Below are 22369 nucleotides of genomic sequence, written 5' to 3' on the forward strand. Positions count from 1 at the left end.
CCCTGTCGTGCCGTTCCGTTCCGTGGGCTGTCGTTCGGAGGACTGGCCGTCGCCCGGCCCCGCGAACGGGGGGGACCTCGCGGGGCGGGCGACGGGGGGGCGGTACCGGTCGGACCGCGGCCGGGGCCGCGGTGGGCGCCCGTCAGCTCCGCGTGCCGCTCGCCCGGCGACGCAGGAGCCAGGTACCGCCGACGGCGGCCGCGGCCAGGGAGACCACTCCCGCCGTGATCTTGGCGGGGTCGGTGGTGGTGGTCGTGCCACCGCCCACCCCGGTGTGGACGTGGCCCTGCGGGCCGCGCTCGGTGACGATCAGGTCGCCGGTGGCGAACTTGCCGTTCGCGCAGGTCGCGCCGATGCCGTAGGTGCCCGGCCGGAGGCCGTGGTCGACCCGGAACTGGCCCTCGACCACTTCCTTGTGCGTGCCGGGGGCCAGCTTGAAGCGCCCTCCGCCCACGGTGCTGGCGTCTCCCTCCGCGAGGCTGCCGGAGCCGCAGGCCTTGGTGTTCACGGTGACCGTGGCACCCGGGGTGGCGGACTTCGGCCAGACCTCCAGTACGGCGAAGTCCCCCGGCGCGAAAGCGGCCATGCCGAGGTCCGCGGCGGCCACCGCCCCGGCGACCGGTCCGGCGAAGGCGACGGCGGTCAGCGCGGTGGCGGTGAGCACGTGGGCGGTGCTGCGGCGCATGGGTACTCCTGGGGACACGGGGTCGTGTTCCGAGCAAAACCGGCGGCCCCGGCGCGCGCCTGCTGAAGGACCGTCAGATTCTCGGCGGCGTGACCGGTGGGACGGGATCCGCGCACGTCAGAGCCCGTGTAAGGGCATCAGGGTGCCCCCACCCCGTCCGGGTGACGGGGCCCCGCCTCAGGCCCGCGGAAGGGTCACCGTGGCCGCCGCGCCCGAGGGGTCCGGGTTCGACAGGGTCACCGTGGCTCCGATCACCTGGGCCTGGCCGAAGGCGATGGTCAGACCGAGCCCGGTGCCCTGGCCGCGCTCCGCCGCACCCGTTTTGAACCGCTGCGGCCCCTCCCGCAGCAGGCTCTCCGGGAAGCCGGGCCCGTGGTCCCGCACCGTCACCGAGGCCCCCGACACCGTCACGGTGATCGGCCCGGCCCCGTGCCGACGGGCGTTGAGCAGCAGGTTCGTCAGGATCCGCTCCAGCCGCCGGACATCCGTCCGCACCACCGCACCGGCGCCCGTGCGGCTGCCCGCACCGTCGTCCGTACGGCTGCCCGCGCCGCCGACCGTTCGGCTGCCCGCCCCATCGTCCTTGTGGCCGCCCGTACGGCCTTCCGCGCGATCCTCCGTGCACCCGTCCGGCCACCGGTCGGTCCGGCCGTCCGGGCGGCCGGTCTGCCGCTCGCCCGGCCCGCCGCACAGTCCGCCGTCATGGCCACCGCGCAGTCCGCCGTGCACCCGGCCGTCGGGGCCGTCGTGCAGCCCGGCGTCCTCCCCGCCGGACAGGCGGGCCGGTACGCCCGAGCGGTGGGTGATCGAGGCGACCAGGGGGCCCAGCAGGTGCTCCTCCAGCCGTGCCTCCTCCCGGTTCGCGTCGAGCCGGGCCACCTCCAGCAGGTCCTCCGTCAGCGTCCGCAGCGCCCCGACCCGGTCGCGCACCAGCTCCGTCGGCCGTCCGGGCGGCAGCAGCTCGGCCGCCGTGTGCAGCCCCGTCAGCGGGGTGCGCAGTTCGTGCGCCACGTCCGCGGTGAACCGCTGCTCCGCCTCCAGCCGCCGCTGCAGGCTCGCCGCCATGGTGTCGACCGCCGAGGACAGCTCGGCGACCTCGTCCCGGCTCCCCGGGACCCCCGAGGCCCCGATCCGCGCGTCCAGGTCGCCCGCGCTGATCCGCCGGGCCGTCTCCGCGGCCGACCGCAGGTCCTTGCTGAGCCGGCTGGCCAGCAGCGCCCCGCCCACCGCGGAGAGCGCCACCACCCCGGTCCCGGAAGCGATCAGCTGCCCGTCCAGCTCCGCCAGTTCGGCCTGCTCGGCGGTGAGCGCCTGCCGCACCGTCAGCACCCGGCCGCCGCCCACCGGCCGCGCCGCCCACACCGCCGGGTGCGGTCCGGACAGGTCGAGGTAGGTGGTCCGCCGCCCGGCCAGGGCGGCCTCGCGCAGCGGCCCCGGCATGGCGGGGCAGTCGATCCGGGCGTCGGCCTCCCCGACCTTGTCGAAGTCGAGCCGGCCGGTCAGCTCGTAGACCTGCCGTACCCGGATCAGCTGCTCGGTCGCGCTCTTGCGGGCCGCGTCGGCCACCTGGCGCACCCGCGCCTGGTGGATCAGGGCGCCGATGGTGACCGCGACCAGCGAGCAGCCGACGGCCAGCAGCACGGCGATCTTCCAGCGCAGTCCCAGGGCCCGCAGCAGCCGCCGGCCGCGGGCCGGCAGGGCCCTCACCGCGGGGCCCGCCCGTCCGTGCCGGCGCGCTCCGAGGGCCCGGGGGCCCCGGGGCTGCGGCTCGGGCAGGACTTGTTGAAGCGCCGCTCGTCGCTGACCACCGTCATCCGTTCGCCGTCCCAGCGGTAGCGGACGGCCTGTTCGGAGCCGTCGTCGGCGGCGATCCGGATCAGCAGGTCCGGGCCCAGGGACTCGACGGCCATCCGCCGCCCGGCGGTGAAGAGGATGGGGACGATCTGCTTGCCCCGGGCGGTGTACACGCTGAGGGCGGTCCGCCCGGTCTCGGTGTCGGCGGCGACGAGGAGGTCCTGCTTCCCGTCGCCGGTCACGTCGAGGTGGACGGCCGGGCGGACCCCGGCCCGCCCCGGAGCGTCGATCCTCCCCTTGCCCAGGAACGGCTTCATCCGCTTGTCCGCCCGTACGACGTCCAGCTCGTTCACCGCCGTGAGGCCCTGCGGACCCACCTCCGGCGCGCCGGTCAGCGGTGCCGGGGGCGGCTGCCGGGTGCCCGTCGCGACCCCCGCGGCCTTGGGCGAGTCGTCGGCCCAGGCGGGCCAGAGCGCGCGCGGCAGCGGCTGGAGCGAGACGGGGGCCACGGGTTCGCCGACGGCCAGTCCGCCGGGTGCGGCGCAGCCGCCCAGGGCGAGCGCGGTCGCGGACAGCAGCAGGGCGGCGGTGGAGCGGCGGGGTGATCGCGTCATGGGGGAACCGTCGGGAGGTGGGGAGGGGGGCGGTTTCCGACCGTAGTCGGCGACCGTCACGGGGGCCGGGAGATCGTGTAACAGCGGTGCGTACGGTGGTGGTCCGCGCACAGGTCGGGACCTTCGGCCCGCGCCGCGGACTGCCCAGTGTCAGTCGAGGGAGGGCCCTGTGACATCGGTCGATCGGCCGGAAGCCGGCGTACTGCCGTTCTTCGTGTACGGGACGCTACGGCCGGGAGAGGTCAACCACGCCCTCTTCCTGCGGGGGCGCACGGCGGCCGAGGAACCCGCCCGGCTGCCGGACGCGGCGCTCTACGAGGGCCCCGGCTACCCGTACGCCGTCGAGCGGGCGGGCTCCGCCATAACCGGGGAGCTGATCACCCCGGCGCCGGGCGCGTACCGGGAACTGCTGGCCGCGCTGGACCTGCTGGAGGAGTACGCGGGCCCGGGCCGCCCGGGGAACGTCTACGACCGGGTCGCCCGCGAGGCCGTCCGCCCCGACGCCAGCCGCGTCCGCGCCTGGGTCTACCTGGCGGCGGCCCCGCTGGCCCGGCGCCTCACCGCCTCGGGCACCGAGATCCCCGGCGGCGACTGGCTCCGCCGCGGCGACCGGGTCTAGCCGCCGGGACGGCCCCGCTCAGAGCCCTTCGGCCCCGCGGTTGCGCAGGCGCTGCCCGTACTGCTGGAGGACCCACAGTTCCTGCTGGATCGCCGCGTGCTGCTCCGGCGGGGCCTGCGGGCTCAGTCGGGTCATGGCGCCCTGGATCTCCAGGACGCGGCGGTCCACGGCGCGCAGCCGGACCTGGACCAGCTGTACCCCCGCGTAGACCTCGTCCACCGTCTTGGCGTGGATGGCCTCCACCGCCAGCTCCGTGACCATCGCGCGGACGGAGTCGTTCGGCGCGGCCTCGCGGACCCGGACCAGGTAGTCCTCCGTGCCCTGGGCGGCGCCCCCGGCGTCCTGGATGGCCTGGCGGACCGCGGCGTAGGGCGGGGCGGTGAACTCGTCGATCCCGTACGCGTCGAAGGCGGGGGAGACCAGCGCGGGACGCTGGAGCGCCAGCTTGAGCAGCTCGCGCTCGGTGCGGTGGGCGGGGCTGCGCAGGTTCAGGGCGGGACCGCCCCGGTCCGCGGCGGGCGGCTGCGCGGGCGGGGCCTCCTGGGGCGCCCGCCCGCCACCGCGGCCCTGCTGCGGCTGGTTGCCGCGCTCGCGGGCCCAGCGCGCCAGCTGCGCGACCCGCTTGACGACGAACTGCTCGTCGAGGATGCCCAGCATGCCCGCCAGCTGGACGGCCGACTCGTGCTGGATCGAGAGGTCCTTGATGCTCGCGACGACCGGAGCGGCCTCGGCCAGCGCGGCCGCGCGACCCGCCGGGTTCTCCAGGTTGTGCCGGGCAACGATGTGCCGCAGCGCGAACTCGAACAGCGGGGTACGGGCATCCACCAGCCCGGACACGGCGGCGTCGCCCTGCGCGAGCCGCAGGTCACAGGGGTCCATCCCGCCCGGGGCGATGGTGATGGAGGTCTCCGCCGCGAACTTCTGGTCGTCCTCGAACGCCCGCAGGGCCGCCTTCTGCCCGGCCGCGTCACCGTCGAAGGTGAAGATCACCTCGGCGGTCGCGTTGTCCATCAGCAGCCGGCGCAGGATCTTGATGTGGTCCCCGCCGAAGGCCGTGCCACAGGTGGCGATGGCGGTGGTGACCCCGGCCAGGTGGCAGGCCATGACGTCGGTGTAGCCCTCGACGACCACGGCCCGGGAGGTCTTGGCGATCTCCTTCTTGGCCAGGTCGATGCCGTACAGCACCTGGGACTTCTTGTAGATGGCCGTCTCGGGGGTGTTCAGGTACTTCGGGCCGTTGTCGTCGTCGCGCAGCTTGCGGGCGCCGAAGCCGACGACCTCGCCGCTGATGTCGCGGATCGGCCACATGAGCCGGCCGCGGAACCGGTCGATGGGCTTGCCGCTGCGGCTGTCCTGGGCCAGCCCGGAGAGGATCAGCTCCTTGTCGCTGAAGCCCTTGCCGCGCAGGAACCGGGTCAGGTGGTCCCAGCCGGCCGGGCTGTAGCCCACGCCGAAGTGCTCGGCCGCCGCCTGGTCGAAGCCGCGCTCCGCCAGGAACCGGCGGGCGATCTCGGCCTCGGCGCCGCCCAGCTGCTCCGCGTAGAAGAGGGCGGCGGCCTTGTGTGCCTCGACCAGGCGGATGCGCTCGCCACGGCCGCTGGTGCCGGCGGTGTAGCCGCCCTCCTCGTACCGCAGTGTGATCCCGGCCTGGCCGGCCAGCCGTTCGACCGCCTCCGAGAAGGAGAGGTGGTCGATCTTCATGATGAAGTCGAGGGTGTCCCCGCCGGCCTGGCAGCCGAAGCAGTGGTAGAAGCCCTTGCTGGGGCTGACCTGGAAGGACGGGGACTTCTCGTCGTGGAAGGGGCAGAGGCCCTTGAGGTTGCCGCCGCCGGCGTTGCGCAGCTGGAGGTACTCGGAGACCACGGCGTCGATCGGGACCGCGTCCCGTACCGCCTTCACGTCGTCGTCGTTGATCCGTCCTGCCACGCGTGAAGTCTACGGCCGGGCGCGGACAAACCCGTCAGGCCCCCTGCCCCGGCAGCAGCGAGGTGAGCGGAACCTCCGGGTCCGTGAGCCGGTCGGCCTGTACCGGGCGTCCCGACCTGATCAGGGCCTGGATCTGCTCGGCGACGTCCCACACGTTCACGTTCATGCCGGCCAGCACCCGGCCCTCGGAGAGCCAGAAGGCGATGAACTCCCGCTTGCCGACGTCCCCGCGGATCAGCACCTGGTCGTAGCTCCCGGCCGGGGCGTACCCCGAGTACTCCAGGCCCACGTCGTACTGGTCGGAGAAGAAGTACGGCACCCGGTCGTAGCTGACCTCCTGGCCCAGCATGGCCCGCGCGGCGGCGGGGCCGCCGTTGAGGGCGTTGGCCCAGTGCTCCACGCGCAGCCGGGACCCGATCCACGGGTGGTGGGCGGCGGCCACGTCCCCGGCCGCGTAGATGTCCGGATCGGAGGTGCGCAGCGACTCGTCGACCGCGATCCCGCCGCCGTGCTCCCGGTCGACCAGGGCCAGGCCGGAGGTCTCGGCGAGCGCGGTCCGGGGCGCGGCGCCGATCGCCGCGAGCACCGCGTGGGCCGGGTGTTCCTCGCCGTCCTCCGTCCGCGCGGCCAGCACCATGCCGTCCTGGCCGACGATCTCGGTGAGCCGCGCCCCGAAGTGGAAGCGGACCCCGTGCTCGGCGTGCAGGTCGGTGAAGAGCCGGCCGACCTCCGGGCCCAGCACCGCGTGCAGCGGGGTGGCCAGCGGCTCGATCACGGTGACCTCGGCCCCGTACTCGCGGGCCGCCGCCGCGACCTCCAGGCCGATCCACCCGGCGCCCGCGATCAGCAGGTGGCCGTTGTCCCTGCCCAGGGAGGCCAGGACGCCCCGCAGCCGCTCGGCGTGCGCGAGGCGCCGCAGGTGGTGCACGCCGGCCAGGCCCGTTCCCGGGACGTCCAGGCGGCGCGGTTCGGCGCCGGTGGCCAGCAGCAGTTTGTCGTAGTGCAGCAGGGTGCCGTCGCCCAGGCGCACCGTCTTGGCGGCCCGGTCCAGGTGGACGGCGGGCTGGCCCAGGTGCAGTTCGATCTCGGCGCTCGCGTACCAGGACGGCTCGTGGACGAAGACGCTGTCGCGGTCCTCCTTGCCCACCAGGTAGCCCTTCGACAGCGGTGGCCGCTCGTACGGATGCTCGCGCTCGTCCCCGATCAGGATCACCCGCCCCGTGAACCCCTCCGCCCTCAGCGTCTCGGCGGCTTTCGCCCCGGCGAGCCCTCCGCCGACGATGATGAACGTCTGGTGTGCGTCGACCACCTGATGCCTCCTCATAACCTCTTCGCCACATGCGACCACATGCGAGCGTCCCGCACCGAGCCTGCCGCGTGAAGGGGGAATGGCCCGATCGGCTCACCCCCCGGTGTGCCGCCCGCGTCTGGTGAGGCGCGCGTGCAGGGAGCGGGCGGCGGCGTCGGTCAGGCACGCGATCTGGTCGATCACCGCGCGCTTGCGGGCCCTGTCGTCGGGGGCGGCGTCGAAGATCGCCCGGAACTGGGGGTCGAGGCCCTCGGGTGCGCGGGCGCTGAGCGCCTCGGCGAGTTCGGCCAGGACGATGCGCTGGTCCGCGCGCAGCCGCTCCTGCTCGTCGCGCTGCATCACGTACAGGTCGGCGACGGCCTTGAGGACGGCGCATTCGTTGCGCGCCTCGCGCGGCACCACCAGCTCGGCGCCGTAGCGGGTGAGGCGCCCGGAGCCGTACGCCTCACGGGTGGCGCCCTCGGCGGCCAGGCAGAAGCGGCCGACCAGCTGGCTGGTGGCGTCCTTCAGCCGGGCCTGGGCCACGGCCGAGCCGTCGTAGCCGTGGGGCCACCAGTCCTCCTCCATCAAACGGTCGAGGGCCTCGCGCAGTTCCTCGGGCTCGGTGTCGGCCGGTACGTAGCGGCCGATGGCGACCCGCCAGATGGCGGCCCGCTCGGGTTCGGCGAACAGGAGGTTGGGGTCGAGGTGCCCGGCGTGCAGACCGTCCTCGAAGTCGTGCACCGAGTAGGCGACGTCGTCCGCCCAGTCCATGACCTGGGCCTCGAAGCACTTGCGGTCGGCGGGCGCGCCGCGGCGCAGCCACGCGAAGACCGGCAGGTCGTCCTCGTAGGCGCCGAACTTCACCGAGCCGGGGTCGGTGGGGTGGTCCCCGCGGGCCCAGGGGTACTTGGTGGCGGCGTCCAGGCAGGCGCGGGTGAGGTTGAGGCCGACGCTGACGGGCTGCCCGCCCGCCGGGTCCGGCACGAACCGCTTGGGCTCCAGCCGGGTCAGCAGGCGCAGCGACTGGGCGTTGCCCTCGAAGCCGCCGCAGTCCTTGGCGAACTCGTTGAGCGCCTCCTCGCCGTTGTGCCCGAAGGGCGGGTGGCCCATGTCGTGGGAGAGGCAGGCCGCTTCGACGAGGTCGGGGTCGCAGCCCAGGGCCGCGCCGAGCTCCCGGCCGATCTGCGCGCACTCCAGGGAGTGGGTCAGCCGGGTACGGGGGCTCGCGTCCCACTCGTAGGAACGGGTGCCCGGGGTGACCACCTGCGTCTTCCCGGCGAGCCGGCGCAGGGCGGCCGAGTGCAGCACGCGCGCGCGGTCGCGCTGGAAGGCGGTGCGGCCGGGGCGTTTGTCCGGCTCGGGGGCCCAGCGCTCGGTGGCGGCCGTGTCGTAGGACTCGTAGGCGGGGGCGTGCGGGGTGCCTTCCATGCTCAGACGTTAACCGGAGTCACCGACAATCCGAGCAATCCGAACGAACACCGCCTTTATGCGGTGGCCAGTTCGCGGCGGCCCGTCTCGCGGGCGAGGGCCTCGTCATAGCGCTGGAGGACCAGCCGGGCGAGCGCCGGATGGGCGCCGAGCGGGGCGGACGCCGGACCGGGCGCGGCGGCGGCGCTCGCGGAGGCGAAGCGGCCCGGGGCGGCGAAGTAGGAGGCCACCGCGATCCGGTGGTGGCCCCGGGCGGTCAGTGCCCGTACGGCCTCGGGGACGTCCGGTGCGGCGGCGGTGTTGGCGGAGGCGTAGGCGGGCACCACGGGTATCCCGCCGAGCCGCTCGGACAGCTGGGCGGCGGTGCGCCGGGTGTCGGCGGCGGAGTCGGGGTCGCGGGATCCGGCGGCGGCCAGCACGACGGCCGCGCCGCCGCGCCGCCCCGGGTTCCAGCCGGCCTCCAGGAGCCGCTCGAACAGGGCCTCGACGAGCAGCGGGTGCGGCCCGAGCGGCGCGGCGACGCGGACCCGCAGGTGGGCGGCCCGGGCGGCGGAGGCGGGGAGGTCCCGTTTGACGTGGGTGCCGCGCCCGAGCAGCAGCGGCACGAGCACCGCCTCGCCGGACAGCGCGCTCAGGGTGTCGCCGAGCAGGGGCCGGTTCAGCTCGATGTGGCCGAGGCGGACGTCGAGGCGGGGGCGGAGCTCGCGGACCCGTTCGAGGAGGGCGAGGACGGCGCGCGGGGCGCGCGGGTCGCGGCTGCCGTGGGCCACGGCGACGAGGGTGGGCTGCATGGGTGGGCTCCGTGGTGCCGGGCGCGTGGCGGGCGCAGTCCGCTGAGCTGGGTGCCGAGCTGGTCGGTGATCCGGGACAGCAGCTCGACCGCGCTGTCGAAGGGGAGGGCGAGGGCTTCGGGAGGGTGCACCGGCTCCGTCATGAACCGATACTGCGCGCCGGAGGTTGCGGGGGCGTTGCGCCGCGGTGACGGGTCGTTTCGGCCCGCTCACTCGCTCATTCGTACGGGTGAAAGCCGGGGCGGGCGGAACTGCCGGGCCGGGGTGGTTCGTCAATCCGTGCGAACGAGGCGTGGAGCGAGGGGGAGCGGTCATGGGGAAGCCGGAGCAGGTCACGGGCGCGGACGCGGGGACGGGCGCGGGCGCGGAGGCGGGTGGGTACGCCGGCGCGGAGGCCGCCGCGGGCGGCAGCGTGAGGACGGGGACAGGGACGGGCGCGGTCGCGGGGGTGGCGAAGGCCGAGACGCAGGCGGCGACGCAGGCCGAGACGCAGGGCGAGGCGCAGGGCCCGGAGCCGGTCGTCGGGCCGGGGCGCGGCGCGGGGGCCGGGCGGTGGTGGTCGGGGCGGTCGCGCGTGGGGTGGCCGCGGACGGTGCGGGCGCGGCGGCGGGCGGTGCGGGTCGTCATGGGGCTGTGCGTGCTGGCGCTGCTCCCCTCGACGTGGACCCACGTGAGCGCGGCCGGCCGGCTGCGGACCACCGCCCGGGCGCCCGCGGCGGAGGTGGCGGTGGTGTTCGGAGCGGGCCTGTGGAACGGCCGCCCGACCCCGTACCTGGCCAACCGGCTCGACGCGGCCGTGGAGCTGTACCGCACCGGCAAGGTGAAGGTGGTCCTGGTCACCGGGGACAACAGCCGCCGGGAGTACGACGAGCCCGACGCGATGCGGACCTACCTCACCGCCCACGGGGTCCCGGACGGGCGGGTGGTCAGCGACTACGCCGGCTTCGACACCTGGGACTCCTGCGTGCGCGCCCGGGAGATCTTCGGGGTGCGCCGGGCGGTCCTGGTCAGCCAGGGGTTCCACATACACCGGGCCGTGGCCCTGTGCCAGGCCGCGGGCGTGGACGCGTACGGGGTCGGGGTCGACGACGCCCACGACGCCACCTGGTACTTCGGCGGGGCGCGCGAGGTGTTCGCGGCGGGCAAGGCGGCGCTGGACGCGGTCCTGCGGCCGGATCCCACGTTCCTCGGGCCCAAGGAGGAGGGGGTGTCGCGAGCCCTGGGGGCTCTGGCAGACTGACGCCACTATCGGCATATACCGATTAGTCATATGGCTAAGTGTCTGGCAGGGGTGTGAAACCGTGGCTGTTGTGGATCTCAGCGGCAAGGTCGTCGTCATCACCGGTGGGGCCCGGGGCCTCGGCGCGGCGGCAGCGCAGGCCGTCGTGGACGGCGGCGGCCGGGTACTGATCACCGATGTGCTGGAGGCGGAGGGCGCCGAGACCGCGGCGAAGCTCGGCGACGCGGCCCGCTTCCTGCGGCACGACGTGACCAGCGAGGCCGACTGGCAGGCGGCCCTGGAGTACGCGGTGGCCGAGTTCGGCCGCCTCGACGGGCTCGTCAACAATGCCGGCATCTCCACCGGCCAGTTCCTGGAGCACGAGAGCGTCGAGCACTTCCGCCGGGTCGTCGAGATCAACCTGGTCGGCGTGTTCATCGGCATCAAGACGGCGATCCCGCTGCTCCGGGCGAACGGCGGCGGCTCCGTCGTCAACATCTCCTCCGCCGCCGGACTCACCGGACTCGCGCTCACCGCCGGGTACGGAGCCTCCAAGTGGGGCGTGCGCGGCCTGTCGAAGATCGGCGCGGTGGAGCTCGCCGAGGCCGGAATCCGGGTGAACTCGGTGCACCCGGGCATGACGCTGACCCCGATGACGGCCCCGGTCGGCATCCAGGCCGGCGAGGGCAACTACCCGGGCGCCCCCCTGGGCCGGGTCGGTGTCCCCGAGGAGATCGCCGCCGCCGTCGTCTTCCTGCTCTCGGACGCCGCCGGATACGTGACCGGCGCCGAGCTGGCCGTGGACGGCGGCTGGACGGCCGGCCTGACGGTGAAGTACCTGACGGGCCAGTGACCCCGCGGCCCGGCGCCACCCGGCGGAAAAGCACGTGCCCCCGCCGGGGCGCCGGGGTACCGTCCGGGCCGTGGAACGGGAAGCACCCCTCGTGCGCGAAGTCCTCCCCGCCCTGACGGCCGAGCTCGTCCGTCTCCTGGAGGAGGAGGGCGAACGCGACCTCGCCGTCTGCGCCCACGACCTCCGGCTGGTCGCGGTGTGCGGCTGCGGGGACGACTTCTGCCAGAGCATCCGCACCGGCACGCACGTACCGGGCACGCCCTACGGCCCCGGCGTCCGCAGCGTCCACCTGCTTCCGGAGCGGGGCATGCTGAACCTCGACGTCCTCCACGGCCGGATCGAGTACGTCGAGGTCCTGGACCGGCCCGAGTACCGCCTGCCGGACCCCTCACCGTCCCCGCGGGACGGCGCTGAGGGGGAGCACGCCTGACCGTAACGCGGGGGCGCGACCCGTGTAACACCCCCGGCGCAGGCTGGCCGCATGCCCACGCCGGAAGCCGCTCCCGCCGCCACCACCGCCGCCACCGCCACGCACTGCCCCTACTGCGCGCTCCAGTGCGGGATGCTGCTGCGCCCCACCCCGGACGGCACGGCGGTGACGGTCGAGGAGCGGGCCGACTTCCCCGTCAACCGGGGCGCGCTGTGCGGCAAGGGCCGCACCGCCCCCGCCGTGCTCTCCTCCCGGGTGCGCCTGACCGAACCGCTCGTCCGCACCCACGCCGGGCGGCTCGTCCCGGCCACCTGGGAGGAGGCCCTCGACGCCGTCGCCGCGGGCCTCGCCCGTACGGCCCGCGCGCACGGCCGCGACGCGGTCGGCGTCTTCGGCGGCGGCGGGCTGACCAACGAGAAGGCGTACGCTCTCGGCAAGTTCGCCCGCGTCGCCCTGCGGACCTCCCAGATCGACTACAACGGCCGGTTCTGCATGTCCTCTGCCGCCGCCGCGCACCAGCGGGCGTTCGGACTCGACCGCGGCCTGCCCTTCCCGCTGGAGGACGTCCCGCGCACCGGCTGCCTGATCCTCGTCGGCTCCAACCTGGCCGAGACCATGCCGCCCGCCCTGCGCCACCTCACCGAGCTCAAGGCGAACGGCGGCACCCTGATCGTCGTGGACCCGCGCCGCACGCGCACCGCCGAGCAGGCCGACCTGCACCTGGCGCCGCGCCCCGGCACCGACCTCGCCCTCGCCCTCGGACTGCTGCACCTGGTGGTCGCCGAGGGCCGCACCGACGAGGAGTTCATCGCCGCGCGCACCACCGGCTGGGAGCAGGCGCGGGCCGCCGCCATGGCCCACTGGCCGGAGCTGGTGGAACGGATCACCGGCGTACCGGTGCCCCGCCTGCGCGAGGCGGTGGGGATGTTCTGCGACGCCCCCTCCGCCATGGTCCTCACCGCGCGCGGCCCGGAACAGCAGTCCAAGGGCACCGACACCGTCGGCGCCTGGATCAACCTCTGCCTCGCCACCGGCCGGGCCGGCCGCCCCCTGTCCGGCTACGGCTGCCTCACCGGCCAGGGCAACGGCCAGGGCGGCCGGGAGCACGGCCAGAAGGCCGACCAGCTCCCCGGGTACCGCAGGCTCACCGACCCGGCGGCCCGCGCGCACGTCGCGGGGGTCTGGGGGGTCGACCCGGAGACCCTGCCCGGCCCCGGACGCAGCGCCTACGAACTCCTCGACGCCCTCGGCACCGACGTCCGGGCCCTGCTCCTGATGGGCTCCAACCCGGTGGTCTCCGCACCCCGCGCCGCCCACGTGGAGGAGCGCGTCCGCGCGCTGGACTTCCTCGCCGTCGCCGATGTCGTCCTCTCCGAGACGGCCGCGCTCGCGGACGTGGTGCTGCCCGTCACCCAGTGGGCGGAGGAGACCGGCACCACCACCAGCCTGGAGGGCCGCGTCCTGCTGCGCCGCCGCGCCCTCACCCCGCCGTCCGGGGTCCGCAGCGACCTGGAGGTGCTGCACGGGCTCGCCGCCCGCCTCGGCGTGGAGAAGGGCTTCCCCACCGACCCCGAGGAGGTCTTCGAGGAACTCCGCCGGGCCTCCGCCGGCGGCCCGGCCGACTACTCCGGCATCTCCTACGCCCGCGTCGAAGCCGAACAGGGCGTCTTCTGGCCCTGTCCCGAGGGCTCACCGGGAGAGCCCCGGCTCTTCCTGGACCGCTTCGCCACCGACGACGGCCGGGCCCGTTTCGCGCCCGTCTCCCACCGGGAGGCCGCCGAGACCCCCGACGCCGACTACCCCCTGCTGCTCACCACCGGCCGGGTCGTCGCCCAGTACCAGTCCGGCGCCCAGACCCGCCGGGTGCCCGAGCTCAACGCCGCGGCCCCCGGCCCCTTCGTGGAACTCCACCCGCGCCTGGCCGCCCGCCTCGGGGTGGACGACGGCACCCCGCTCGCGGTGACCTCCCGCCGGGGCCGGGCGGTGGCCCCGGCCCGCGTCACCGACACCATCCGGGCCGACACGGTGTTCATGCCGTTCCACTGGCCCGGGGAGGGGCGCGCCAACTCCCTCACCAACCCCGCCCTGGACCCCGTCTCCCGGATGCCGGAGTTCAAGGTGTGCGCGGTCCGGGTCGAGCCGGCGTAGCCCGCACGGCCAGGTCCGCACGGCCAGGTCCGCGCGGCCGGTCCGCCGGCCCTGCCGAGACCATCTCTTGCCGCAGTCTTGGCCGGCGCTTTGGCGAGCGGTCCCGGAGCCCGAACTACCGTTCCCGCCATGGTATTTCGCCCCCAGCAGCCTCCGGCGTCCCGCGCCCTCCGGGTGCTTCCGTACCGCAAGCCGACCCGCGGCCGCGACTACTGGGTCCTGGACGACGTACTGCCCGACGTGGACGCCGTCCGGGCCCGCTGCCTGGCCAAGGAGGACTGGGTCCAGGGCGCCCCGCACAAGCCCGAGCCCTGGCCGGGACTGCGGGCCATGCCCGGACTGGAGCCGCCCGAACTGGCCCGGGTGGAAAGGCTGGTGCGGCAGGCGACCGGGGCCCGGCGGATCTGGCCCGAGGACCCGGAGGGCGCGGGCACCTTCAACCACAACTGCGTCCAGGTCGTCGGCAAGGACGAGTGCGAGCCCCGCCCGCACACCGACTCCCGGACCCTGTGCCGCTACGCAGCCGTGCTCTACCTCAGCCCCGGCACGCCCAAGGACTGCGGCACCAGCTTCTACCGCCAGAGCCTCCCCGGCGGGGTCCTCGGCGGCAACCAGGTCCTCGCCCCGCACAACAACCTGGTCGACGCCCTGGGCACCCGCTTCGTCCCCGAGGACTCCTTCACCGAGGACGTCCGCGTCCCGCACCGCTACAACCGGCTCCTGCTCTACTCCGCCAACCTGATCCACAGCGCGACGGGTTACTGGGGCACGACCCTGGAGGACAAGCGGATGACGGCCGTCTTCTTCTGGATGGCCTAAAGCCCCTCCCCGTTCCGGTCGTCTTCCGACAAGTCGCTGTCGTACAGCACGAGTTCGCGCAGCTCGCAGTCGATCTCGTACCCCGCCGCCACCAGTTCCGCGATCAGCGTGTCGCAGGCCGCCGCCGCCCGCGACGCGCTGCCGCGCACCCGCTGGGTCACGTACCGCTCCTGCTCCCGGCCGCCGCAGGCCGCCCACGACAGGCGGGCCCCGTGGGGGAGCACCAGCGCCTCCAGTGCCCCGTGGTCGTATCCCGGCGGCAGCAGCAGCCGCAGGTGGTGCTCGTGGTAGCCCCCGCCCGGGCCCGCCGGCTCCGTGCTCCAGGGCACCGTCTCCACCTTGACCCGTACCGGGTCGAAGCCCGCCGCCCGCAGCTGCGGCACCAGCCTCTCGTGACCCGTCCGGTCGGGCAGTGTCAGCATCGAACGGGAGCGCGCCCGGCCCCGGGCCGGTGTGATGTGCGTGACCTTCAACTCCCGTGCCCCGGCCCATGATTCGAGCCGGGCCAGCTCCGCCGCGTCCGGACACAGGACCGTCACGTGGGTTTCGTAGGTTCCGTACGAAGACATGATGTCGATCATCTCGGACATGCGTCCGATCCGCATCGGGGTTCCCGGCGGGGGGTAACCATCCGGTCACGCACCGGACTCAGAAAGTGCTCGCACGCCCCTCGTGGCGGCGATGTGTCGTACCCCACACTGAGGTGCGGTGCTTGAGTCCTCGCCAGCCCTGGAGGTCGCCCCCGTGCAGACCCAGACCCTGACCGTGAACGTGAGCCGGCCCGTCAGCGACACCGCCGGAGCGAGCGGCACGGCCCGGACCGCCGCCGCTCCGGAGGCCCGAAGGACGGACGAGCCCGTGGACGAGGCCGTGGACGAAGCGGCGGATCCGGCGGCCCGGGCGGCCGGGGACGAGACGGCCGAGGACGAGGGGCCCGACGAGGGGCCCGAGGTCCTGGAACTGATCGAGCACGTGCCCCCGCCGCGGACCCGCGGCGCGGAGAGCGGCGGAGCCGGACCCTCCGCGGACCTCTTCCGGCAGTACCTGCGCGAGATCGGCAGGATCCCGCTGCTCACCGCCGCGGAGGAGGTCGACCTCGCACGGCGGGTGGAGGCCGGCCTCTTCGCCGAGGAGAAGCTCGGCGGGGCAGCCGACCTCGACTCCCAGCTCGCCGTGGACCTCGACCGGCTCGTCGTCATGGGCCGGATGGCCAAACGCCGGCTGATCGAATCGAACCTGCGTCTGGTCGTCTCCGTCGCCAAGCGCTACGTCGGACGCGGCCTCACCATGCTCGACCTGGTCCAGGAGGGCAACCTCGGACTGATCCGGGCCGTCGAGAAGTTCGACTACGCCCGCGGCTACAAGTTCTCCACCTACGCCACCTGGTGGATCCGCCAGGCGATGTCACGGGCCCTGGCCGACCAGGCTCGCACCATCCGCGTGCCCGTCCACGTCGTCGAGCTGATCAACCGCGTCGTGCGCGTCCAGCGCCGCATGCTCCAGGAGCGCGGCTACGAGCCCACCGCCGAAGAGGTCGCCGTCCACCTGGAGCTGACCCCCGAGCGGGTGCTGGAGGTGCTGCGCCTCGCGCAGGAGCCGGTCTCCCTGCACGCACCGGTCGGCGAGGAGGACGACGTGGCCCTCGGCGACCTCATCGAGGACGGCGACGCCGCCTCCCCGGTGGAGTCCGCCGCGTTCTTCCTGCTGCGCGAGCACCTGGAAGCCGTGCTGTCGACCCTCGGGGAACGCGAGCGCAAGGTGGTCCAGCTCCGCTACGGGCTCGCCGACGGGCGGCCGCGCACCCTGGAGGAGATCGGGCGGATCTTCGGCGTGACCCGTGAGCGGATCCGCCAGATCGAGTCCAAGACCCTCAACAAACTGCGCGACCACGCCTTCGCCGACCAGCTGCGCGGCTACCTGGACTGACCGGCCCGCCCGGACGCGCGGAAGGGGGCGCCCCGAGGGACGCCCCCTTCCGCCACGACGGCCGCCGCGCCGCGGCTAGTCGACCTCGGCCACCGCCTGCGCGAACTGCGCCGCGTACAGGCGCGCGTACGCGCCGTCCGAGGCCAGCAGCTCCTCGTGCGAGCCCTGCTCCACGATCGAGCCGTTCTCCATCACGAGGATCACGTCCGCGTCGCGGATCGTGGACAGCCGGTGCGCGATCACGAAGGACGTACGGCCGTGCGCCAGGCGCGCCATCGCCTTCTGGATCAGCACCTCGGTACGGGTGTCCACCGAGCTCGTCGCCTCGTCGAGCACCAGGATCACCGGGTCCGACAGGAACGCCCGCGCGATCGTGATCAGCTGCTTCTCGCCCGCGCTGACGCCCGCGCCCTCGTCGTCCAGCACGGTGTCGTAGCCGTCCGGCAGGGTGCGCACGAAGCGGTCGGCGTGCGCCGCCCGCGCGGCCTCCTCGATCTCCGCCCGGGTGACCTCGCGCGAGGCGCCGTAGGCGATGTTCTCCGCGATCGTGCCGCCGAACAGCCAGGTGTCCTGGAGCACCATGCCGATCCCGGAGCGCAGCTCCTCGCGGGTCATCTTCGCGATGTCCACCCCGTCGAGGGCGATCTCCCCGCCCGTGACCTCGTAGAACCGCATCAGCAGGTTGACCAGGGTGGTCTTGCCGGCGCCCGTCGGTCCGACGATCGCGACCGTCTGGCCCGGCTCCACGCTCAGCGAGAGGTTCTCGATGAGCGGCTTGTCGAGCTCGTAGCGGAAGGCCACCTTGTCGAGGGTGACCTGGCCGCGCAGCTGCTCCGGACGCTCCGGAACCTCCGCGTCGGGCTCCTGCTCCTGCGCGTCCAGCAGCTCGTACACCCGCTCCGCCGAGGCCACGCCCGACTGCACCAGGTTCGCCATCGAGGCCACCTGCGTCAGCGGCATCGAGAACTGGCGCGAGTACTGGATGAAGGCCTGCACGTCGCCGATCGACAGGGTGCCCGAGGCCACCCGCAGACCGCCGACCACGGCTATCAGCACGTAGTTGATGTTCGAGATGAAGAACATCACCGGCTGCATGATGCCGCTGACCAGCTGCGCCTTGAAGGAGGCCCGGTAGAGCTCCTCGTTCTGCTCGGCGAAGACCGCCGCCGACTCCTTCTGCCGCCCGAACACCTTCACCAGGTTGTGGCCGGAGTACATCTCCTCGATGTGGGCGTTCAGCGCGCCGGTGCTCTTCCACTGCGCCACGAACTGCGGCTGCGACTTCTTGCCGATCTTCGCCGCGACGAAGATCGAGACCGGTACGGTCACCAGCGCGACCAGCGCCAGCAGCGGCGAGATCCAGAACATCATCGTGAGCACGCCGACGATCGTCAGCAGCGAGTTCAGCAGCTGACCCATCGTCTGCTGCAGGGTCTGCCCGATGTTGTCGATGTCGTTCGTCGCCCGGCTGAGCACCTCGCCGCGCTTCTGCTGGTCGAAGTACGACAGCGGCAGCCGCGACAGCTTCGCCTGGAGCTCCTCGCGCATCCGGTACACGGTGCCGTTCATGACGTGGTTCGAGAGCCGTGTCGCGACCAGCATGAGCAGCCCCGCCAGCGTGAACACCACCAGCGCCCAGATCGCCACGACCCCGACGGCGCCGAAGTCGATGCCCTCGCCCGGGGTGAAGTCGGTGCCGGACAGCATGTCCGCCATGCCGTCCTGCCCCTTGGCGCGCAGACCCTCCAGGGCCTGCTCCTTGGTTATCCCGGCCGGCATCTGCCGGCCGACGATCCCCGCGAACACCAGGTCGGTGGCCTCGCCGAGGATCTTCGGTCCGACCACCGCGCAGGCCACGCTCGCGAACACGGCCGCGACCATGCCCCAGAGCTTGGCCCGGTCGTGCGCCAGCTGCCGCAGCAGCCGCTTGCCCGACCCCTTGAAGTCCATGGACCTCTGGGCCGGGCCCATCATCATCCGTCCTCCGGGCCCGCTCATGCGGCCTCCGCCTCCGTCAGCTGGGAGAGCACGATCTCCCGGTAGGTCTCGTTGCCGGCCATCAGCTCGTGGTGGCGGCCCTCGCCGACCACCTGTCCCGCGTCGAGGACGATGATCCGGTCGGCGTCGCGGATCGTGGAGACCCGCTGCGCCACGATGACCACCGTCGCCTCCTCGGTCTCTCGGGAGAGCGCCGAGCGCAGCGCCGCGTCCGTCGCGTAGTCCAGGGCGGAGAAGGAGTCGTCGAAGAGGTAGATCTCGGGCTGCTGCACCAGGGTGCGGGCGATCGCCAGGCGCTGGCGCTGGCCGCCGGAGACGTTCGTACCGCCCTGGCTGATGGGCGCGTCCAGCCCGCCCTGCAGTTCGGAGACGAACTCCTTGGCCTGGGCCACCTCCAGGGCGTGCCACAGTTCTTCGTCGGTGGCGTCCGGGCGCCCGTAGCGCAGGTTGGAGGCGACCGTCCCGGAGAACAGGTACGGCTTCTGCGGAACCATGCCGACCGTCTTGGCCAGCAGTTCCGGGTCGAGCCGGCGCACGTCCTCCCCGTCGACCAGCACGTCGCCGCCGGTCGCGTCGAACAGCCGGGGGACCAGGCCGAGCAGCGTGGACTTGCCGCTGCCGGTGGAGCCGATCACCGCGGTGGTCTCGCCGGGGCGGGCCACCAGGTCCACCCCGCGCAGCACCGGCGCCTCGGCGCCCGGGTAGCGGAAGTCGGCGCCGCGCAGTTCCAGCTGCCCGCGCCGCAGGAGCTTGCGGACCGGCTCGGCCGGCGGGACCACGCTGGACTCGGTGTCCAGGACCTCCTGGATGCGCTCGGCGCAGACCTCGGCGCGCGGCACCATCATGAACATGAAGGTGGCCATCATGACGGACATGACGATCTGCATCAGATAGGCGAGGAAGGCCGTCAGCTGGCCGATCTCCATGCCGTTGCTGTCCACGCGCATCGCGCCGAACCAGATGACGGCCACGCTGGAGATGTTCACGACGACGATGACGGTCGGGAACATCAGCGCCAGCAGCTTGCCCGAGGCGAGCGAGACGCCGGTCAGATCGGAGTTCGCGGTGCGGAACCGCTCCTCCTCATAGCCGTCGCGGACGAAGGCGCGGATCACGCGGTTGCCGGTGATCTGCTCGCGCAGCACCCGGTTCACGGTGTCGAGGCGGTCCTGCATCTGGCGGAACAGCGGACGCGTCCTGAAGACGATCGCGCCGACCGCCAGACCGAGCACGGGCACCACCGCGAGGAGTACGCCCGACAGCTTCACGTCGAGGGAGAGCGCCATGGCGATGCCGCCGACGCACATGATCGGCGCCGACACCATCAGGGTGAAGGTCATCAGCGTCAGCATCTGGACCTGCTGGACGTCGTTCGTCGTCCGGGTGATCAGTGAGGGTGCGCCGAACTGGCCCAGTTCGCGGGCGGAGAAGCTCTGCACCCGGTCGAAGACGGCGGCGCGGACGTCCCGGCCGAGTGCGGCCGCGGTGCGGGCGCCGTAGTAGACGGCCCCGACGTTGCACACGAGCTGGACGAGGGAGACGCCGAGCATCAGCGCGCCGAAGCGCAGGATGTAACCGGTGTCGCCGTTGACGACACCGTTGTCGATGATGTCCGCGTTGAGGGTGGGCAGGTAGAGGCTCGCACTGGTCTGCAGCAGTTGCAGCAGCACCAGTGCGGTGATCGGTTTCCGGTACGGACCGAGATGGGTCCGCAAAAGTCGTATGAGCACGCGCAGGCTCCGGTCGGCATGATCGAGGGGGTTCGGTCCATCTTGTGCCAACCGGACGGGTGATCCCCACCCGTTTTCGCAAAGCCCGGTCAAAAGGAGTAGGCCACCGCGCATCCCGCGACCTACGCCGCGCCGGGTCCGCGCAAGGCCCCGGCGCGGCCGCGACGCCGGCGCCTAGCCCTGGAAGGCGCCCGGGTGGAGCTGCTCGCGCGTCGTCACGTACTGCTGCCGCACCGCCTGCCAGGCCGGGAGCTCCTCGCCCGGCTCGAAGACCTGCGCCGCCGCGGCCGGCCAGACCGGCGGGGTGTGCGGGGCCAGCGTGCCCTGCCGCACCCCGAGCGCCCAGGCCGCCTGGCGTGCGGCGCCGAGTGCCGCGTAGTCCGCCGGGGCCGGGACCACGACCTGCGTGCCGAACAGCCCCGGGGCCGCCGCCTGTACGGCGGGCAGTTCGGCCGCCGCGCCCAGCAGGAACACCCGCCGGATCGGCACGCCCCGGTGGCGGAGCACGTCGAGGGCGTCCACCAGTCCGCAGAGCATGCCCTCGAAGGCGGCGCGCGCGAGGTGTTCGGGCTTCATCGAGTCCCGGCGCAGCCCGGACAGGGTGCCCGCGGTGTGCGGGAGGTTGGGGGTGCGCTCCCCCTCCAGGTAGGGCAGGAGCACGAGTCCGTGTGCACCGGGGGTCGACTTCAGCGCGAGCGCGCTGAGCCCCTCCAGGTCGGTGCCCAGCAGTTCGGCGGTGCCGCGCAGGGCCCGTACGGCGTTGGAGGTGTTCACCACCGGCAGGTGCATGCCACCCGCATCGGCCAGGGAGGTGATCAGCCCGCCCGGCTCCATCAGCGCCTCGTGGTGGACCGCCATCACCGAGCCCGACGCGCCCAGCGAGACCACCGCGTCGCCGGGCCCCAGGCCCAGGCCGAGCACGGCGGCCGTGGTCTCCCCGGTACCGGCCGATATCAGCAGTCCCTCGGGGGTCGTCCCGGCGGCGTCGGCGGGCCCGAGCACCTCGGGCAGCAGCGCCTGGTGCCCGAGCGCGAGCTCGACCAGGTCGGGACGGTAGGAACCGGTGGCCGCCGACCAGTACCCGGTCCCGGAGGCCCCGGCCCGGTCGGTGGTGCGGCGGGCGGGGCGGCCGAGCAGCTGCCAGACGAGCCAGTCGTGCGGGGACATCACCACCGCCACCCGGCGCGCGGCCTCCGGCTCGGTACGTGCCAGCCAGGCGAGCTTCGTGACCGGCTGGGCGGAGTGCGGGACGGAGCCGACGGCCGCGACCCAGGCCTGTCGGCCGCCCAGCGCCTCGACGAGGTCGGCGGCGGCGACCTGGCCGCGCTTGTCGTTGCCGACCAGGGCGGGCCGGACGAGGGCACCCTGCGCGTCCAGCGGCAGGACGCCGTGCTGCTGCGCGGAGACCCCTATGGCCTGGACGCCCTCCAGCAGTCCGCCGCCGGCGGCTTCGCCGAGGGAGAGCAGCCAGGCCTGTGGATCGGTCTCGTGGGGGACCGTTTCACCGGCGGGCTGCGGATGGGGCGCGTAGCCCTGGCGCAGCACGGCGCCCGTGTCGGTGTCACAGACCACGATGCGAGTGAAGGTGGAAGAGCTGTCCAGCCCGGCGACTATCCCCATGCGGAGAATTCTGCCGCACGCCGGGCCGGACTCGACGCGTCCGGAACGGCCCTAGGTGTTGCTGGTGCCCCACTCGTCCTCGGAGCCGGCGGCGCCCCGGCCGCGCAGGACGCGGACGCGCTCCGAGAGGGAGTCCGGTACGGCGTCGCCCACCTTTTCGCCCACGGCGGCGAACGCCTTGCCCGCGAAGGCGCGCCCGCTCTGGCCGGCCGTCTCGGCGGCGTTGCGGACCGCCGGGTTCTGCACGAACCCCCGGACCGACTTCTTCAGCTCCTCGTAGCGCTCCCGTCCGGCCCGGGTCCCGAGCACGTACCCGAGGGCCAGTCCGACCACGAACGTGACCTTGTACCGCATGCCTGTCACCCTTCGTCGTGTGGTGCCCGGCCGGCCGTCGATACCGATTGGCGGAGCACCCCCCTGCTTGCGCTAATCTATGACTCGCAACGGGCGCTCGCCCCCCGGCAAGGCCGGAGGTGGG

The 22369-nt window shown here is 73.7% G+C and carries 18 protein-coding genes and 1 pseudogene; 7 read left to right on the plus strand and 12 right to left on the minus strand.

Annotated features, from left to right (window positions below; genetic code table 11):
* Window positions 1–142 precede the first annotated feature (142 nt).
* The 3 genes from SLAV_RS24935 to SLAV_RS24945 all read right to left on the minus strand — a co-directional run bounded on the left by SLAV_RS24935 (window position 143) and on the right by SLAV_RS24945 (window position 3093).
* Complete coding sequence (locus tag SLAV_RS24935) at window positions 143–685, minus strand: GVDTG sorting domain-containing protein (RefSeq protein ID WP_030227056.1); 543 nt, start codon at window positions 683–685, stop codon at window positions 143–145.
* Window positions 686–862: 177 nt separating this feature from the next.
* Window positions 863–2392: an ATP-binding protein gene (locus tag SLAV_RS24940; protein ID WP_051840465.1), complete on the minus strand. Its 1530-nt coding sequence runs from the start codon at window positions 2390–2392 to the stop codon at window positions 863–865.
* Entirely contained in the window at window positions 2389–3093 is a 705-nt protein-coding gene (locus tag SLAV_RS24945) for a hypothetical protein (protein WP_063760256.1), read from the minus strand. The genes SLAV_RS24940 and SLAV_RS24945 overlap by 4 nt, the downstream gene beginning before the upstream one ends.
* A 169-nt stretch (window positions 3094–3262) precedes the next feature.
* Between SLAV_RS24945 and SLAV_RS24950 the strand changes: the two genes are divergently transcribed.
* Window positions 3263–3712, plus strand: a complete 450-nt coding sequence (locus SLAV_RS24950; protein ID WP_030227065.1) for a gamma-glutamylcyclotransferase family protein — start codon at window positions 3263–3265, stop codon at window positions 3710–3712.
* 18 nt (window positions 3713–3730) lie between these two features.
* On the opposite strand, the gene dnaG is transcribed toward SLAV_RS24950, so the two are convergent.
* The 4 genes and pseudogenes from dnaG to SLAV_RS24970 form a co-directional block, all read right to left on the minus strand.
* Window positions 3731–5638 carry a DNA primase gene (dnaG, locus tag SLAV_RS24955; RefSeq protein WP_030227066.1) on the minus strand — a complete coding sequence of 636 codons (1908 nt, stop codon included), beginning with the start codon at window positions 5636–5638 and terminating at the stop codon, window positions 3731–3733.
* Between the two features lie 34 nt (window positions 5639–5672).
* Entirely contained in the window at window positions 5673–6947 is a 1275-nt protein-coding gene (locus SLAV_RS24960; protein ID WP_030227068.1) for an NAD(P)/FAD-dependent oxidoreductase, read from the minus strand.
* Window positions 6948–7040: 93 nt separating this feature from the next.
* Window positions 7041–8357, minus strand: a complete 1317-nt coding sequence (locus SLAV_RS24965; RefSeq protein ID WP_030227069.1) for a deoxyguanosinetriphosphate triphosphohydrolase — start codon at window positions 8355–8357, stop codon at window positions 7041–7043.
* Window positions 8358–8413: 56 nt separating this feature from the next.
* Window positions 8414–9291 (minus strand): annotated as a pseudogene (locus tag SLAV_RS24970) (sirohydrochlorin chelatase).
* Between the two features lie 431 nt (window positions 9292–9722).
* Between SLAV_RS24970 and SLAV_RS24975 the strand changes: the two are divergent.
* The 5 genes from SLAV_RS24975 (at window position 9723) to SLAV_RS24995 (ending at window position 14617) form a co-directional block, all read left to right on the plus strand.
* Window positions 9723–10388 carry a SanA/YdcF family protein gene (locus SLAV_RS24975; RefSeq protein ID WP_037686587.1) on the plus strand — a complete coding sequence of 222 codons (666 nt, stop codon included), beginning with the start codon at window positions 9723–9725 and terminating at the stop codon, window positions 10386–10388.
* Between the two features lie 61 nt (window positions 10389–10449).
* On the plus strand, window positions 10450–11220 hold the full coding sequence (locus SLAV_RS24980; RefSeq protein WP_030227072.1) for a glucose 1-dehydrogenase: 771 nt from the start codon (window positions 10450–10452) through the stop codon (window positions 11218–11220).
* A 70-nt stretch (window positions 11221–11290) separates the two neighbouring features.
* The gene (locus tag SLAV_RS24985; protein ID WP_158740537.1) at window positions 11291–11650 is read left to right on the plus strand and encodes a hypothetical protein; all 360 of its coding nucleotides are present in this window, start codon (window positions 11291–11293) and stop codon (window positions 11648–11650) included.
* Window positions 11651–11701: 51 nt separating this feature from the next.
* A complete protein-coding gene (locus SLAV_RS24990; protein WP_030227075.1) occupies window positions 11702–13798 on the plus strand; it encodes a molybdopterin oxidoreductase family protein in 2097 nt (698 codons plus the stop codon).
* 129 nt (window positions 13799–13927) lie between these two features.
* Window positions 13928–14617, plus strand: coding sequence for a DUF6445 family protein (locus SLAV_RS24995; RefSeq protein ID WP_030227078.1), 690 nt, complete (start codon window positions 13928–13930; stop codon window positions 14615–14617).
* Here SLAV_RS24995 and SLAV_RS25000 read toward each other — a convergent pair.
* Window positions 14614–15207, minus strand: coding sequence for a hypothetical protein (locus SLAV_RS25000; protein ID WP_051840496.1), 594 nt, complete (start codon window positions 15205–15207; stop codon window positions 14614–14616). The genes SLAV_RS24995 and SLAV_RS25000 overlap by 4 nt on opposite strands.
* Before the next feature lie 118 nt (window positions 15208–15325).
* Here SLAV_RS25000 and SLAV_RS25005 point away from each other — a divergent pair, with 118 nt between their 5' ends.
* Window positions 15326–16543: an RNA polymerase sigma factor gene (locus tag SLAV_RS25005; protein WP_030227083.1), complete on the plus strand. Its 1218-nt coding sequence runs from the start codon at window positions 15326–15328 to the stop codon at window positions 16541–16543.
* 75 nt (window positions 16544–16618) lie between these two features.
* On the opposite strand, the gene SLAV_RS25010 is transcribed toward SLAV_RS25005, so the two are convergent.
* The 4 genes from SLAV_RS25010 to SLAV_RS25025 form a co-directional block, all read right to left on the minus strand.
* The gene (locus tag SLAV_RS25010) at window positions 16619–18541 is read right to left on the minus strand and encodes an ABC transporter ATP-binding protein (RefSeq protein WP_030227085.1); all 1923 of its coding nucleotides are present in this window, start codon (window positions 18539–18541) and stop codon (window positions 16619–16621) included.
* Window positions 18538–20271, minus strand: a complete 1734-nt coding sequence (locus SLAV_RS25015; RefSeq protein WP_030227087.1) for an ABC transporter ATP-binding protein — start codon at window positions 20269–20271, stop codon at window positions 18538–18540. Before SLAV_RS25015 ends, SLAV_RS25010 begins: the two co-directional genes overlap by 4 nt.
* 174 nt (window positions 20272–20445) lie before the next feature.
* Window positions 20446–21891 carry an FGGY family carbohydrate kinase gene (locus tag SLAV_RS25020; protein ID WP_030227090.1) on the minus strand — a complete coding sequence of 482 codons (1446 nt, stop codon included), beginning with the start codon at window positions 21889–21891 and terminating at the stop codon, window positions 20446–20448.
* Window positions 21892–21942: 51 nt separating this feature from the next.
* Window positions 21943–22245: a hypothetical protein gene (locus SLAV_RS25025; RefSeq protein ID WP_030227092.1), complete on the minus strand. Its 303-nt coding sequence runs from the start codon at window positions 22243–22245 to the stop codon at window positions 21943–21945.
* Between the last annotated feature and the right edge of the window lie 124 nt (window positions 22246–22369).

Source organism: Streptomyces lavendulae subsp. lavendulae (assembly GCF_002803845.1).
Classification (GTDB): domain Bacteria; phylum Actinomycetota; class Actinomycetes; order Streptomycetales; family Streptomycetaceae; genus Streptomyces; species Streptomyces lavendulae.